9 protein-coding genes are annotated in these 14,701 nt (G+C 70.4%); all 9 read right to left on the bottom strand.

Features of this window, described 5'->3' with window-relative positions; all coding sequences use genetic code 11:
* Nucleotides 1-32 precede the first annotated feature (32 nt).
* The 9 genes from ABD808_RS10145 to scoE all read right to left on the bottom strand — a co-directional run bounded on the left by ABD808_RS10145 (nt 33) and on the right by scoE (nt 14,603).
* Nucleotides 33-866: an alpha/beta fold hydrolase gene (locus ABD808_RS10145; RefSeq protein ID WP_344893474.1), complete on the bottom strand. Its 834-nt coding sequence runs from the start codon at nt 864-866 to the stop codon at nt 33-35.
* 35 nt (nt 867-901) lie between these two features.
* The gene (locus ABD808_RS10140) at nt 902-2,473 is read right to left on the bottom strand and encodes a long-chain-fatty-acid--CoA ligase (protein ID WP_344893472.1); all 1,572 of its coding nucleotides are present in this window, start codon (nt 2,471-2,473) and stop codon (nt 902-904) included.
* 15 nt (nt 2,474-2,488) lie between these two features.
* Complete coding sequence (locus ABD808_RS10135; protein ID WP_344893469.1) at nt 2,489-3,934, bottom strand: beta-ketoacyl [acyl carrier protein] synthase domain-containing protein; 1,446 nt, start codon at nt 3,932-3,934, stop codon at nt 2,489-2,491.
* A 3-nt stretch (nt 3,935-3,937) separates the two neighbouring features.
* On the bottom strand, nt 3,938-10,291 hold the full coding sequence (locus ABD808_RS10130; RefSeq protein ID WP_344893464.1) for a type I polyketide synthase: 6,354 nt from the start codon (nt 10,289-10,291) through the stop codon (nt 3,938-3,940).
* Between the two features lie 77 nt (nt 10,292-10,368).
* Complete coding sequence (locus tag ABD808_RS10125; protein ID WP_344893461.1) at nt 10,369-10,752, bottom strand: acyl carrier protein; 384 nt, start codon at nt 10,750-10,752, stop codon at nt 10,369-10,371.
* Nucleotides 10,749-11,288 carry an FcoT family thioesterase gene (locus tag ABD808_RS10120; protein ID WP_344893458.1) on the bottom strand — a complete coding sequence of 180 codons (540 nt, stop codon included), beginning with the start codon at nt 11,286-11,288 and terminating at the stop codon, nt 10,749-10,751. Before ABD808_RS10120 ends, ABD808_RS10125 begins: the two co-directional genes overlap by 4 nt.
* Before the next feature lie 15 nt (nt 11,289-11,303).
* Nucleotides 11,304-12,500 carry a cytochrome P450 family protein gene (locus ABD808_RS10115; protein ID WP_344893455.1) on the bottom strand — a complete coding sequence of 399 codons (1,197 nt, stop codon included), beginning with the start codon at nt 12,498-12,500 and terminating at the stop codon, nt 11,304-11,306.
* Between the two features lie 14 nt (nt 12,501-12,514).
* Nucleotides 12,515-13,693, bottom strand: coding sequence for a cytochrome P450 family protein (locus ABD808_RS10110; RefSeq protein ID WP_344893452.1), 1,179 nt, complete (start codon nt 13,691-13,693; stop codon nt 12,515-12,517).
* A 34-nt stretch (nt 13,694-13,727) separates the two neighbouring features.
* The gene (scoE, locus tag ABD808_RS10105) at nt 13,728-14,603 is read right to left on the bottom strand and encodes a (3R)-3-[(carboxymethyl)amino]fatty acid oxygenase/decarboxylase (protein ID WP_344893449.1); all 876 of its coding nucleotides are present in this window, start codon (nt 14,601-14,603) and stop codon (nt 13,728-13,730) included.
* Nucleotides 14,604-14,701: the final 98 nt, after the last annotated feature.

The following is a 14,701-nucleotide window of genomic DNA, read 5'->3' as shown; positions in this document are numbered from 1 at the left end:
CCGTTTCCCCCGTCCTTCCTGGCAAGGCTGACTCATTGGGCGACGAACTCGAGCGTCGCCGTGATGACGTCGGCGTCGGCGAGGATTCGCCGGTGGCCGAGCCCCCTGGTTTCGATGTACTGCGCCTGGCCGTAGACGGCCGCGATTTTCCGGCCCTGCTCCACGGCGATCTCTTTGTCATTCTCGTCATGAATCACCAGCAGTGGAACGGTCAGTTCCGCCGCCCGGTAGGTGGCGGAGAACCGTTCCCATATGTAGTCCTCCGAGAAGAACTCCTCGCTGCGCCGGATCAGGTCCTCTTCGATGCGCGGGTCCAAGCCCAGTTTCTGGCAGAAGACCTTCGGCACGTAGTCGAAGTCGCAGATCGACGCGATCGTGACCAGCCGGTCGGCCCGCACTCCGGACCGCAGCGCCTCGTACGCGCAGAGCGCCCCGAACGAATGGGCGACGATCGCGCGAAAAGGGCCGTACTCGGTGTCGACGACGCGCAGGGCGGCCACCAGGTCGGTGATCGTCGCCCGGTCGCCCTCGGACGCGCCGTGCCCGAAGAAGTCGAAGGCTACGGCGGACATCCCCAGGTCACCGATGCCGTCGACGAATCCGGACAGGTTCGAGGCGCGGCCCTCGAAGCCGTGCAGGAGGAGCACGCGGCCCCCGGTGTCGCCCCAGCGGTAGACGGCGAGGCTCCGGCCGTCCACGTCGACGCGGTCCACGGCGGCCCGGTCGTGCGTCGCCCGCTCGGACGGCCGGACCGGCAGCGGCGGAGGGGTCCCGGTGAACAGCGCGAACGCCAGCTCGCCCGCCGCACACGGCGATTCGGCGGCGAGCTTGTTCAGGTCGCGCCGGATTTCCTCGGGTGACGTCATGCCATACCCTCCACCATTGGTCATCGCGTGACAATTCAATTGACCTGACGCGCCCTATCCTGCCAGAACGCGTCCCGCAGCTCACGCCGGAGAATTTTGCCACTGGCGTTTCGCGGCAGCGCGTCAACGATCGAGTAGCTGGTCGGCACCTTGAAGTCGGCGAGGCGTCCACGCAGGAACAGCATCAGTTCCCGTGGTTTCACCGTCGCGCCGGGAACGGGGACGACGAATGCGTGCACCGCCTCGCCCCATCGTTCGTCCGGAATTCCGACCACCGCGACGTCGGCGACGTCGGCGTGTTCGGCCAGCGCGTTGTCGACCTCCGCCGGATAGACGTTCTCCCCGGCGACGATGATCGTGTCCTTGATCCGGTCGCGGATGAACAGGTAGCCGTCCTCGACGTAACCGGCGTCGCCGGTGCGCAGCCAGCCGTCGACGAGCGTCCGCGCGGTCTCCTCGGGCTGGCGCCAGTACTCGACCATGCGCGCCGGGGTCCGGATCCACACCTCCCCGATCTCGCGTTCCGGCAGCGGCTTCGCCCCCTCGTCCCTGATCTCGATGGCGAACCCCGGATAGGGGCGTCCGGCCGCCTTCATCCGTGGGCCGCCCACGACATGCTCGGACGGCGGCAGGCACACCGCCGTGTTCCCGGACTCGGTGAGCCCGTAGATCTGCGCGAACTCGCAGCCGACGCGGGCGAGACACTCCCCGAGCAGCGTCTCGTCGATCGGCGACCCGCCATAGACCACCTTGCGCAGGCTCGCGAAGTCGGCGTCCACGACCGACCGCTCGGCCAGCATCAGCCGCAGCATCGCGGGGACGACGCAGACGGTCGTGACCCGGTGGCGGCGGATGTGCGCGACGGCGTCGGCGGCGGCGAACGTCCGCAGGCTGACGTTGGCGACGCCCGCGTTGAGCCCCTGGATCGCCCACCACAGTCCGCCGACATGGAATCCGGGCACGCCGATCAGGCTGACGTCGCCGTCCCGGAAGTCGATCCAGGTGAGCCCGTCGTCGGCGAGCGCGTCCCGCACCTGGAAGAAGCTGCGGTGCGCGAGCACGACGCCCTTCGGCAGTCCGGTGGTGCCGCTCGTGTACATCTGGACGATCGGCGCCTCCGCGTCACCGGGCGGAACAGGGACCGACTCGGACGCCCCGTCCACCCACCCGGCCAACGCGGGCCCGCCGCCGGGCAGGTCCGGGATCAGGGTGAGCAGCGTCGGCCGTGGAGCGAGGTCGGCCGCCGCGCGTTCGGCGACGGGCAGGTAGTCCGGTTCGACGAACGCGAACCGGACGGCGGAGTCGCGCAGGACATGCTCCACCTCGGGCGCGGTGAGCTTCCAGTTGACCGGCACGAGCACCGCGCCCGCCTTCGCGCACGCGTAGAGCAGGAGGTAGAAGTACTCCGACTCCTGCCCGAGGTAGACCACGCGGGTTCCCGGACGGGCGCCGTCCGCGACCAGGGCGCCCGCCATCAGGTCGCTGCGCCGGTGCAGTTCGGCGTAGCTCACCCGGCGGTCCTGGCAGAGCACGGCGTCCTGGCCGGGGCGGTGTGCCGCGTGCTCGGCGAGGACCGCGTGGATGGTGGTCGGTTTACTGAGGTTCATCGGCGCGCCGCTCCGTCAGGACCAGTGGTGGGTGTCGGGCCAGTGGCTGTCGCCGGGGGTGGACGCGCGGGCCACGGGACGCGGGGCCGGTTCGGCGGCGACCGACTCCACCACCGCGTGGGCGCACGTCCCGGTGAAGCCATGCGAACTCACCCCGGCGAGCCGCCGCGCCCCCTCGGGCCAGCGGGTGATCTCGCGCGGGATCTCCAGGGACAGCTTCCGCCACGCGATGTCGGGATCGGGACGCTCGACGCCCGGCTGCGGCGGGATCTCCCCGTGGTGGACGGCGAGCACCGCCTTCATGAGGCTCGCCATCCCGGAGACCGTTTCGAGGTAGCCGAGGTTCGCCTTGGCCGAGCCGACGACGAGCGGCGGCGCGTCCGGGCCCCCACGGTCGTACACGTCGGCGAGCGCCTCGACCTCGATGACGTCGGCCAGCCGCACGCCGTTGGCCTGCGCCTCCACGTAGCCGACGTCGCGCGGCGCGCAGTCGGCCGCGCGCAGCGCCCGCCGGATCGCCTCGGCCTGTCCGGCGGCCGACACCCGGGAGATCGAATCCCGTGCGCCGTGCTGGTGGACGGCGGTCCCCCGCACCACGGCGTACGGGTTCACCGCGTCGCTCTGGCGGCGCAGGACGAGGACGCCGCAGCCCTCGCTGCGCGCGTATCCGTCGGCGTTCGCGTCGAACGGCCGTGACCGTCCGGTGGGCGACAGCATTCCCGCGCGGGCCTGGACGCCGAAGGCTCCCGGCGCCAGCGAGAGATGGCTCGCCCCGATGAGCGCGACGTCGCATTCGCCCGACCGCAGCGAGGCGGACGCGAGGTGCAGCGCGGTCACCGCCGAGGAGCACGCGGTGTCCACGGTCAGCGCCGGGCCGCACAGCCCGAGGCAGGTCGCGATCCGTCCGGCGGCACCGCTGAGCGCGGCACCGGGCCCCATGTGCGGGGACAGATCGTCCATGCCGACCCGGTTGCGGAGCGCGGCGTAGTTGTACTCCACCGCGCTCAACGCCGCGAACACCCCGGCCCGGAGCCCGGAGACGTCGGTGACCCCGGCGTCGGCGAGCGCCTCGGCGGCGCAGGTGACCAGGAGGCGCTGCTGGGGATCGAGGTAGGCCGCCTCCTCGGCGGGGACGCCGAACCGGTCGGCGTCGAACAGGTCGATGTCGGGCAGGTAGGCGCCTCGTCCGAGCAGGTCGGCGTAGGGCGCGAGGTCGGGCGCGGCGACGTTCCAGCGTGGCCGTCCTTTGCTGTCGGCCGGGATGCGCGGTGGTCCGCCCGTCACGACGCGGCCCTCGCGCAGCGCGGACCACAGGGACGGCGGGCCGTCGATGCCGCCCGGGAACCGCAGGGCCATGCCGTCCACCGCGATGGGCCGCGTGGCGGCCAGGCGCTGCCGGGCGAGCAGCACCACCAGCTGTTTGTGGGACAGCCGTTCGAGCGAGTCGATGTAGTCCTTCACCGGTCAGGTGCTCCGCAGGGCCGCGAGTTCGGCGTCGACGTCCTCGCCCGTCAGCGACGCGACGGCCGCGAGATCGTCGTCGTCGGCGTCCCCCGGCCGGGCGGCCGGGGCGAGTCTCTCCTCGATGAACGCGGCGAGTTGGTCGATCGTGGGATGGTCGAAGACGAGCGAGGTGGGCAGCGGTGACTGGAACATCGCCTCCAGTCCGTTCTTCAGCTCGACCGCCGTCAGCGAGTCGACGCCGAGGTCCAGGAAACGCGCGTGCGGGGATACGTCGTCGATGCCGCCGTGGTGCAGCAGGGACGCGACCCTTCCCCGAACCGCGTCCTTGATCGCCTGGCGGCGGTCCTGGCGCGGCAGCGCCGCCAGCTCGGCGAGGTCGATCTTGAGTTCGGGTTCCGCCGAGCCCCGGGCGACCTCCTGGTAGAGGGCGTTTCCGGTGACGCGCTGCGCGACGAGCCGGTCCCAGTCGACCTCACCGGCGAGGACGTGGCTGAGCGGCTGCCCGACGACCTGCCACAGCGCCCTGGCCCCGGCCCTCGGCTTGAGGAAGCGCAGCCCCTGGCCCTCGATCGCCTTGATCGACTGCGTGGACAGGTTCGCCGCCATGCCCACCTCCGCCCAGGGGCCCCAGCCGATCGACAGGCCGGGCCGTCCGGCCACCGCGCGCCGGGTCATCAGCGCGTCGACGAACGCGTTGGCGGCGGCGTAGTTGGCCTGGCCGACGGGACCGAGCACGGACGCCATCGAGGAGTAGCCGACGAAGAACCGCAGGTCTGGGACGGCTGCCAGGGCCTCGTTCAGGAGCCAGGCGCCGTAGACCTTGGCCTGGAAGACCTTGTCGATGTCCTCCCAGCGCATCGCGGAGATCGGACCGTCCTGGAGCACGCCCGCCGCGTGGACGACGCCGCCCAGCGGACGGCCCTCGGCCGCGATCTCCGCCATGAGGCGCTGGACGTCCGCCGCGTCGGAGATGTCGCCCTGGCAGAAGGAGAGCTGGACCTCGTCGCCCAGTTTCGCCCGCAACGCGGCTGCGTCGTCGTCCGCGATCGGCCTGCGGCTCACCAGGCCAATATGGCGGGCGCCCTCGGCGGCCAGCTTCCGCGCGGTCACCGCGCCCAGCGCGCCGAGCCCGCCGGTGATCAGGTAGGTCTCGCCGGGGTCGAGCACCGGTTCGGGACGCGAGCCGAGCCCGTCCCGTCCGCGCAGGTCGATGACGAGCTTGCCGATGTTCGCGCCCCGGCTGAGCACTCCGAACGCCTCTGCCGTCTCGTCGAGGGTGTACGTGGTCGTGGGGAGGGGTGGGAGTGATCCGTCCGCCAGCAGGTCCGTGACCTTTCGGAGGATGCGGTTGTTGATGCGGAGCAGCTCGTCCGCCTCGAATTCGCTGAGGTCGAAGTTGTGGTACGCGACGTCGGGGCGCGCCTCCCGCGCCCGCTCCGGCGACCAGACCCCGAGTTTGCCGAGTTCGACGAACCGTCCGCCTTCCGCAAGCACGCCGATCCCGGCCGGGATGTACTCGCCGTTCAGGCTGTTGAGGACGATGTCGACCCCGGCGCCCCCGGTCCGCTCCCGGATCTCGTCTGCGAAGTCGAGCGTCCGCGAGTTCATCAGGTGCTCGACGCCCTGGTCGCGCAGGAAGGCGTGCTTGCCGGGGCTCGCGGTGGCGAACACCTCCGCCCCGGCGAGCTTGGCCAGGGCGACCGCCGCCTGGCCGACGCCGCCCGCCGCCGCGTGGACGAGCACCCGGTCGCCCGCCTTCATCTCGGCGAGGTCGTGCAGCGCGTAGTAGGCGGTGATGTAGGCCGTCGGGAGACCCGCCGCCTCGGCGAAACCGAGGTTCGGCGGCTTGCGCACCGCCGCCCCGGACGGCACCGTGACCCGACCGCGCAGGCATCCGAGATGGCTGACGACGACCTCGTCACCGACCTCGAACTCGGCGTCGGGACCGGCGGTGACGACCGTTCCCGCCGCCTCGAACCCGAGGGGCAGCGGACGGTGTTCCACACCGGCGGCGTCGGCGTGCTGCTTGAGCATGCCGAGCGCGTTGAGCACGTCCTTGAAGTTGAGACCGGCCGCGTGGACCCGGACCTCGATCTCGTCCCCGCTCGGCGGCCGTCCCGGCGCCGGTACGCGCCTGAGGTCGGTGAACTCGCCGGGGTTCGGGCTCGCGATCTCGAACTCGCCGTCCTCGTCGGCGGCCCGGGTCGTGGGGTGGACGCGCAGCACATGGCGCATGCCGTTCCGGTAGGCGACCTGGAACTCCTCGCCCTCGGCCGCCTGGCATTCGGACAGCAGCGACGTGTAGTCCACGCGGCTCCCGCCCGGCAGGTCGACCATCGTGACCCGGTAGGCCGGGTTCTCGTTGCCGACCGACCGTCCGAAACCCCACAGCGTGGCCGCCGCCAGGGACGACTCCTCGGCGGGTTGGTCGTCCGGTAGTAGTTGGGCGCACTCGGTGACGAGCCACAGCCGCCGTCCGTCGCCGAAACCGCCCGCGCCCAACGTCGTGAGCAGCGTGAGCAGGTCGCGGTAGTTGCGCTCGCACTCCTCCCGCAGCGACGCGGCGGTCACCGGCCCCTCCCCCGGGGTCCAGAACCAGCAGATGTCGGACGGGTTCGCCTCCGCCAGCAGGGCTTCGACCTGGGACGAGTCGGCCGCGTGCACCAGACGCACATCGTCCGGAGCCTCGAACCGGTCGGCCGATCGGTTCACCACCAGGACGTCGCGCGGGCGCCCCTTGCTCACCAGCGAACGCTTCACCCACCGAGCCTCGTGGAGGAGGCTTGCGCGGCTTCCGTTGTCGGTCGCGACGACCCGCCGGATGACGAGCCCGCGAACGATCGTCACCGGACGGCCGTCGTCGAGCAGCAACATGTCGGCGGTCAGCTCGCGGCGCTCGGCGTCCTCGCCGGTGATCCGCAGCAGGCTGCGCAGGGTCGCGCCCTTGGGCTTCTTCAGCAGTTGCAGCTCGGCGAACCCGACCGGCAGGTAGCTGCCGTCACGGTCGAGCACCCCGGCGATCGACTGGATCACGTTGTCCAGCAGGACGGGCGGCAGGTACTCGGCGATCCCCGTCCGGTGGCCGCGCAGCAGCGCGACGGCGACATCCTCGCCCTCCCGGCGCAGGGACGTGATCCGCTGGAACTGCGGCCCGTAGGCCAGGCCCAGGTCGTCGAAGTCGGCGTACAGGTCGTCGATCGCGGCCTGGTCGCCGGGCGGACGCGGCGCGGCGGCGGCAGCGATGAGGGCGTCGGCGGACGCGGACAGCGCGGGAAGCCGACCGGTCGCGGCGCCGATCCTTGCCGTGACGTGCAGCCGCTCGATCGCCTCGCCCTGACCCGCCGCCGCCCGGCTGGAGATCTCCACGGTCGAGCCGTCGCCCTCGGTACGTAGCCGGGTGAGTACCTCGACCTCGGAGCCATCGGGGACGATCAGAGGTTCGTGGATGGCGACGTCCGCCAGCGGCCGGCCGGTCTCGCCGAACACCTCGTCCTGGAGGGCCAGCAGCAGGTCGACGTAGCAGGCGGCCGGGACGACGACCTGCCCGAGCACGACGTGATCGCGCAGGTAGCCGGGCCGGTCCTGGTCGATCGTGGACACGAACTCGCGCGCGCCGCCGTCCTGCCGCGCCGGGTCGGAGACCTCGACGCCGAGCAGCGGATGCCGGGCCTCCGCCGCCGGGCCTAACCCCCGGCCCCGGCCGTTCGGCAGCCAGTGGCGGCGGCGGTCGAAGGCGTAGAAGGGCAGCGCGACGCGGCGTCCCTCACGTCCCCGGTGGTAGTCGGCCCACGAGATCGGGGCGCCCGCCGTGTACAGCGCGGCGAGGGACCGGCGGAAGACGTCGCCGACCTCGTCCTCGGGGCGGGCGCTGGCCAGCCAGGTGTGCTCGGACGCGGGCACGCACCGGCGGCCGAGGCCGAGCAGCGTGGAGGACGGGCCGATCTCCAGGAACACGTCCGTCCCTCGTTCGGCGATGGCCCGCGTCCCGGCGGCGAACTGGACCGGCGCGCCGATGTGGCGCACCCAGTACTCCGGCGTCGCGATCTGGTCGAACGCGGCGGCCTGTCCGGTGACGTTGGAGATGAGGGTGATGTCGGGTTCGTGGAACCGGACGCCGCTGATCGCGTCCGCGAACTCCGCGAAGACCTCGGCCATCAGCGGCGAGTGGAAGGCGTGCGACACGTCCAACGCCTTCGTCCGCACGTCCCGCTCGTCGAGCGCCTCGACGATCTCCGCGAGAGAGCCCGTCCCGCCGGACAGCACGCACGAATTCGGCGTGTTCACCGCCGCGACGGCCACGTCCGGGCGGCCTTTCAGGAGGGGTGCGACCGACTCCACCGAGGCCTGGACGGACACCATCCCGCCCGGGGCCGACACCGACTGCATCAGTCTCGACCGCGCCGCGACCAGGGTCACCGCGTCGTCGAGCGAGAACAGCCCGGCGATCGTCGCCGCGACGACCTCGCCGATGCTGTGCCCCATGAGCACGCTGGGCTGGACGCCCATGCTCATCCACAGCCTCGCCGTGGCGTATTCGAGCGCGAACAGGGCCGGTTGGGTGTAGCCCGTTTGGCGGAGGTCGCCGTCCGGGTCGTCACCGAGCATGAGCGCCTTGACCGAGCGGCCCAGGTACGGCGCGAAGAGACGGTCGCACTCGTCGAGTTGCTCGCGGAAGACCGGATAGGTGTCGTAGAGCGCCCGGCCCATGCCCGCGTACTGCGAACCCTGCCCGGTGAACAGGAACGCCACCCTCGGCAGACCGGCGGCGACGCCATGCGGATCGGCCAGAAGCGCTTCCAGTTCGCCGACGTCGTTCACCAGACCGGCGATGCGGTGGTCGAAATGCGCCCGTCCGACCGTGGCGGAGTAGGCGATGTCCCGAAGTTCGGCTCCGGGCCCGGCCCGCAGGAACCCGAGATACTTCTCCGCCTGAAGGCGCAGGGCCTTCTCGCTCTTGGCCGACAGCACGAACACCTCGCCGCCGCCCCCGACCGGCCTCTCGGGGGCCGGTTCGGGTTTCCGCTCGGGCGTCTGTTCGAGCACCGCCGACGCGATCGTCCCCGCGAAGCCGAACGAGTTGACGATCGCCCGGCGCACCCCCGCCCGCCAGGGCCGCCCCTCCGTCGGCACCGTCACCGGCGACCTCGACCAGGGAATGCGTTCGGACGGCCGATCCAGGTTGACGTGCGGATAGACGCGCGCGTCACGCAACTGGAGCACGGTCTTGATGACACCGCCGACCCCGGCGGCGGCCTCCATGTGACCCAGGTTCGACTTCAGCGACGCGACGACCACCGGCTCGTCCGTCGTGTGCGACTCCGCGAACACCGCCGCGATCGACTGCATCTCGATCGGGTCCCCGAGGGAGGTGCCGGTGCCGTGCGCCTCGACGTACTGGATGTCGGACGGCTCCAGCGACGAGTTGCGCAGCGCCGCGCGCATCACCGCCTGCTGGGCGGTGCTGTTCGGCACGGTCAGACCGCCGCTCTCGCCGTCCTGCCGCACGGTCGTGCCCCGGATCAGGGCCAGCATCGTGTCGCCGTCGCGTTTGGCATCGGAGAACCGCTTGAGGACGAGCATCCCGCAGCCCTCGCTGCGCGCGTAGCCGTCCGCCGCGTCGTCGAAGGTCTTGCACCGGCCGTCCGCCGAGAGCATGCCCGCCTGGGAGAACACGATGTGGTTGAGCGGGTGGTGGATGGCGTTCACCCCGCCGCACAGGGCGATCTCGCAGTCCCCCTTGCGCAGCCCGGCGACCGCCAGGTCGAGCGCCACGATCGACGACGAGCACGCGGTGTCGACGGCGATGCTCGGCCCGTGCCAGCCGAGGAGGTAGGAGAGCCGTCCGGGCACCGCGCTGTGCGCGGTGCCGGTGCCCGTGTACGCCCCGAGGTCCTCCCTCGCGAGTTCGCCTACCTCAAGGAGATAGTCGAAGCAGGAGATGCCGACGTAGACGCCGCCGCCCGACCCACGCAGCGTGCCGGGGTCGATGCCCGCCGACTCCAGCGCCTCCCAGGCGCTCTCCAGCACCAGCCGGTGTTGCGGGTCGACGTAGGCGGCCTCCTTCGGCGAGATGTTGAAGAACGCCGCGTCGAAGCTCGCGATGTCGTCGAGGAAACCGCCGCCCACCGCCGTGATCCGGCCCTTCTCCGCCGGTCCGTCGGTGTGGAGGCCGTCGACGTCCCACCGGTCCGCCGGGATCGGGCCCGTGCCGGAACCGCCGGAACGCAGGAACTCCGCGAATCCCTCCAGGGTCGTCGCCCCGCCCGGGAACCGCAGACCCACCCCCACGATCGCGATCGGCTCGCACTTCTCCAGCAGGAGCCGACGAAGTAAGTCCTCACTGCTGTCGGACATGCCTGGTCCCTCAGATCTAGAAGTCTCGAACGAGTCGCGCCGACCACCGCCCGGGACGGGCGGCGGGCTGACACGGCTCAGGATCCGTACAGGTCCGCGATCAGATCGTTGACCTGCTGACGGTGGTCCGGCCCCCCACGGTCGGACGCGGACGGCGCGGCCAGCTCCGGCAGCACGGCCGCGGCGAGATGCTCGATGACGTCCCGCACCGTCGCCGCACCGAACATCGCCGCCGTGTCGAGCTCGCAGTCCAGCTCCTCTTCGAGCCGCTGCCTCACCGCGGACGCTGTCAGCGACGTCAGCCCGAGATCGAAGTAGTTCTCGTCGAGGGGAAGGACGTCGTCGTCGGACATCAGCAGGGCGCCCCTGAACTCCTGGACCACCAGGGCCTCCAGGGCGCCGCGCCGCTCCGACCGTGGCAGCCGCCCCAGGCGCGAGGCGGCGTTGGGACGTTCCGTCATCGTGCCGAGTCCGTGATGGCGAGCCGCACGTCGCCGCTGCTCCGGCCGCCCGTCTCGTCCCAGAACCGGCACACCGTGTGCAGCACGACCAGCGGGTCCCAGCGGTCGGACTTCTCCAACCGGACGGAGTCGGTGAGCGACACGCTTCCGAAGAACCGTTTGCCGCGCATCCTCTGCTTGAACCGGCTACGGAAACTGGTGATCAGGATGTTGGGGAGCTGGTGCCGCCAGAAGTCGTCCAGCTCCCACTCCCCGAGCACCGGGATCAGCCGCTCCTTCACCGACTTGGCGATCAGGTAGTAGGCCAGCTGGTTGTAGCAGATGTTGAACTCGACGGCGTTGAAGTGCCCGGTGTCGTCGATGTAGCAGGAGTCGCCGATCGCGAAGTCACCGGAGACGGTCGGCCGCCCCGGCGGCTCCACGGCCACGACCGCGGACCGCATGTACTTGCAGTGGTCGCGGTAGGGCCGCAGCACCAGCGGCAGCAGCTCCCGGTCGGTCTCGAAGGTCACGCCCTCGGTGAGGTCAACGCTCATGGTCGGCGCCCCGCATCACACCGTCACCACGATCTTGCGCGGTGACCGGATCAGGTAGTTCGGCCGCCACTGGATCTGCTCCTCGACGTCCGCGAGAGCCATCCCGGGGAAGCGTCGCAGCAGCATGTCCAGCATGATCTGCATCTCGATCCGCGCCAGCTCCTTGCCGGGGCAGTGGTGCGCGCCGCGACCGAACGACCAGTGCTGCTTGTCCTCGCGGTCGAAGTCGAGCACGTCCGGCTCCGGGAAGCGCTCCGGGTCGCGGTTGGCCGAGGCGATGCTGAGGATCACCGTCTCGCCCTTCTCGATCCGCGTCCCGGCGATCTCCATGTCCTCGATGGCGAACCGGCGGAAGGCGTTGTGCGCGGAGCCGTCCCAGCGCAGCAGTTCCTCGACGGCGTCCGGGATCAGCGCGGGATCGTCGCGGAGCCGCCGGGCCTGGTCGGGCTGGGTGAGCAGGGCCAGCAGGCTGCTGCCGATCGACCCGACGGTCGTGTCGTAGCCGCCGATGACCAGGAAGAACGCCATGCCGACGATCTCCTGCTCGGTCAGGTGCTCGCCCTCCTCGTCGACGCTGTGGATCCAGTGCGACATCAGGTCGTCGTCCGGCTGCTCGCGCTTGCGCTCCACCAGCCGGTAGACGAACTCGATGAGCGACTGGCCCGCCGCCTGGGCGTTGGCGAGCACCCCGCCGAGCAGGGCGTCGCTCCACTCGCGGTACGGGGCGGTCATGTCGTCGGGGATTCCGAGCAACTGGACGGTCACGGCGATCGGCAGCGGCGCCGCGAGCGTCTGCATGAGGTCGCCGCCGCCCTCCTTCTCGATCTCGTCCAGCAGCCGCGTCGTCTCCGCGACGATCCAGGGCCGCAGCACCTCGATGCGCTTGGGCGTGAACGCGAAGTTCATGAACCGGCGCAGCCGGGTGTGGATCTCGCCGTCCTCCATGTGCAGGTTCCCCGCCCGGACGAAGTCGGGGAGCACCTCGTTCCTGTAGTCCTTCGCATGCCGGACGTTGCGGACGAGCCGCCGGTCGTTCAGCAGCCTCGTGACGTCGTCATAACGCGTGACCAGCCAAACCTCAGGACCCTCGGGCAGGCACACCCGGTGGATGGGCGAGTCCTCGCGAAGCGCGGAGTACACCGGGTACGGGTCGGCGTAGAACGCGGCATCGAACGGAACATCACGCTGGTGTACTGGGCATTTGGTTGCCATGTCATCACCTCTGGTCACACCGTGACGGGCAGGACGCGCGGGGCTCGGAAGGTGTAGTTCGGCCGCCAGGTGATCGACTCGGCGGGCACGGCGAGCGCGAGATCGGGGAACCGGTCCAGCAGTTTCGCGATCATCACGCGCAGCTCGACGCGGGCCAGTTCCTTGCCGGGACAGTTGTGCGCGCCCTTGCCGAACGTCAGATGCTGTGCGCTGTTCTCGCGGTCGAACCGCAGCTCCTCAGGGTCGGGGAACTTGCGCGGGTCGCGGTTGGCCGAGCCAAGAGAGAGCAGAACCGTGTCTCCCTTGGGGATGAGCGTCCCGCCGATCTCCATCTCCTCGATCGCGAAGCGGCGGATCGCGTTCTGCGCGGACCCGTCCCAGCGGAGGAACTCCTCGACGGCCGCGCCCATCAGTTCCGGCCGCTCCCGCAGCCGCGCGGCCTTCTCGGGCTGAGTGAGCAGACCGAGGACGGCGGTCCCGAACGAGCCGAAGGTGGTGATGTAGCCGCCGAGCAGCAGGAAGAACGTCATGCCGACGATCTCGTGGTCGGTCATGCCGCGCCCCTCCTCGTCCTTGCCGTGCACCCAGTGGGAGAGCAGGTCGTCGGCGGGGTCGGAGCGCTTGCGGGCGATCAGCTGGTACGTGTACTCGATCAGCGCGCCCCCGGCCGCCTGCGCGTCCTCGATCACCCCGCACATGATCATGTCGCTCCACACATGGAAGTCGCCCTCCATGTCGCGCGGGATCCCGAGAATGTCCACGATGATCGCGATGGGCAGCGGCTCGGCGAAGTCCGCCATCAGGTCGCCGCCGCCCTTGACCGCGATCCTCTCCAGCAGGTCGTCGGCGACCTGCTCCATCCGCGGCCGGAGCGCCGCGATGCGGCGCGGGATGAACGCGAAGTTCATGAACCGGCGCAGGCGGGTGTGGACGTCGCCGTCCTCCATGTGCAGGTTGCCGTCACGGACCGCCTCCGGCAGCAGTTCGCTGTGGTAGTCGGCGTTCGCGTGCCTGCGGTTGCGCACGAGGCGCTTGTCGTTGAGCGCGGCGTAGACGTCCTCGTACCGCGTGACCAGCCACACCGGGATGCCCTCGGGAAGCCAGACGCGGTGCACCCGCGCCTCGTCCCGGAGCGACCCGTACCTCGAATACGGATCGTCGAAATACGCGGTGTCAAAAGGACACTTCTTCATGGAGACCCCCCGTGTCCGTGGCGAGAGTGGGTGTTCAGTTCTCGACCGAAGCGTCGAACGGGTACTCGTCGTACACGGTCACCCGGTGCGAGACCGCGGGCTCCGGGGTGTTCGTGTGCAGGGCGCGGTGGACGAGACTCCGGTTGTCCCAGATCAACAGGTCTCCGGCGTCGAAACGCTGAAGGTGGATGTTGGGGTGCTCGAACGTCGTGTCGCGCTGGCCGGTGGCCGTGAGCAGCGCGTCGAGGAGACCGGGATCGAGGTCCTTGCCCTCCGCGTCGGTGAGCCCGACGGTGAACCCCTCGCTGATGTACAGGACCGCCTCGCCCGTGTGCGGGTGCTTGGTCACGGCGTTGTGGGTGACGGCGGGCGTCTTGGCCTCGATCTCCGCCATCAGCTCGCCGATCGGCCGGTAGACGTCCGACGGACGGATCTTGAAGAACCGGCGCGGGCTGTGCACCGCCCTGGCGCTGGCGGCGGCGTCCTTGAGGTCCTGCGGCAGCGCCTCGAACGCCTTGCCGAGGTCGATGAAGTAGGTGCCGCGGTTCTTCTGCGGCACAACCTGTGGATAGATCAGCGTGAATCCGAACGGCTCGGCCATGAACTGGTAGTCCGAGTGCCAGAACTTCCCGGTCTTCGGAACCCCGATCTGCTTACCGTTCTCCGGAAGGTTGGACGAGACGAACACCAGATCATTCTCAGGATGGTGGTACATGGGCTCGTAATAGGAGGCGGGCGTACCCAACCTCTTACCCAGCTCGACGAACGCACCGGTCGAGAGCTCCTGTCCCCTGAGCCGGACGATCTTGTGCTGGTAGACGAGTTCCTTGAGTTCCGCGATGTCGGCCTCGGTCGCGGTCGAGTGATCGAATTCCGTGACGACGGCGCCCAGCAGGGCGTCATGAGGCATGCTGACGATCAATGTAAACCCCCAGTCAGCGCGTGTCCCCGCGCGCTATCGAACCCCGTGGCCGTTAAGGGCCCGTTTATCGGGCGCCTTTCCCCCGG

Origin of the sequence: Actinomadura meridiana, assembly GCF_039537545.1 — a bacterium.
Taxonomy (GTDB): domain Bacteria; phylum Actinomycetota; class Actinomycetes; order Streptosporangiales; family Streptosporangiaceae; genus Spirillospora; species Spirillospora meridiana.
This window is presented reverse-complemented; position numbering and strand designations above follow the sequence as displayed.

What these genes read in the sequence shown, in the direction of transcription:
- ABD808_RS10145 (WP_344893474.1), bottom strand. Translation starts at nt 866, where the DNA reads ATGACGTCACCCGAGGAAATCCGGCGCGACCTGAACAAGCTCGCCGCC.
- scoE (WP_344893449.1), bottom strand. Translation starts at nt 14,603, where the DNA reads ATGCCTCATGACGCCCTGCTGGGCGCCGTCGTCACGGAATTCGATCAC.
- ABD808_RS10115 (WP_344893455.1), bottom strand. Translation starts at nt 12,500, where the DNA reads ATGGCAACCAAATGCCCAGTACACCAGCGTGATGTTCCGTTCGATGCC.
- ABD808_RS10125 (WP_344893461.1), bottom strand. Translation starts at nt 10,752, where the DNA reads ATGACGGAACGTCCCAACGCCGCCTCGCGCCTGGGGCGGCTGCCACGG.
- ABD808_RS10110 (WP_344893452.1), bottom strand. Translation starts at nt 13,693, where the DNA reads ATGAAGAAGTGTCCTTTTGACACCGCGTATTTCGACGATCCGTATTCG.
- ABD808_RS10120 (WP_344893458.1), bottom strand. Translation starts at nt 11,288, where the DNA reads ATGAGCGTTGACCTCACCGAGGGCGTGACCTTCGAGACCGACCGGGAG.
- ABD808_RS10130 (WP_344893464.1), bottom strand. Translation starts at nt 10,291, where the DNA reads ATGTCCGACAGCAGTGAGGACTTACTTCGTCGGCTCCTGCTGGAGAAG.
- ABD808_RS10140 (WP_344893472.1), bottom strand. Translation starts at nt 2,473, where the DNA reads ATGAACCTCAGTAAACCGACCACCATCCACGCGGTCCTCGCCGAGCAC.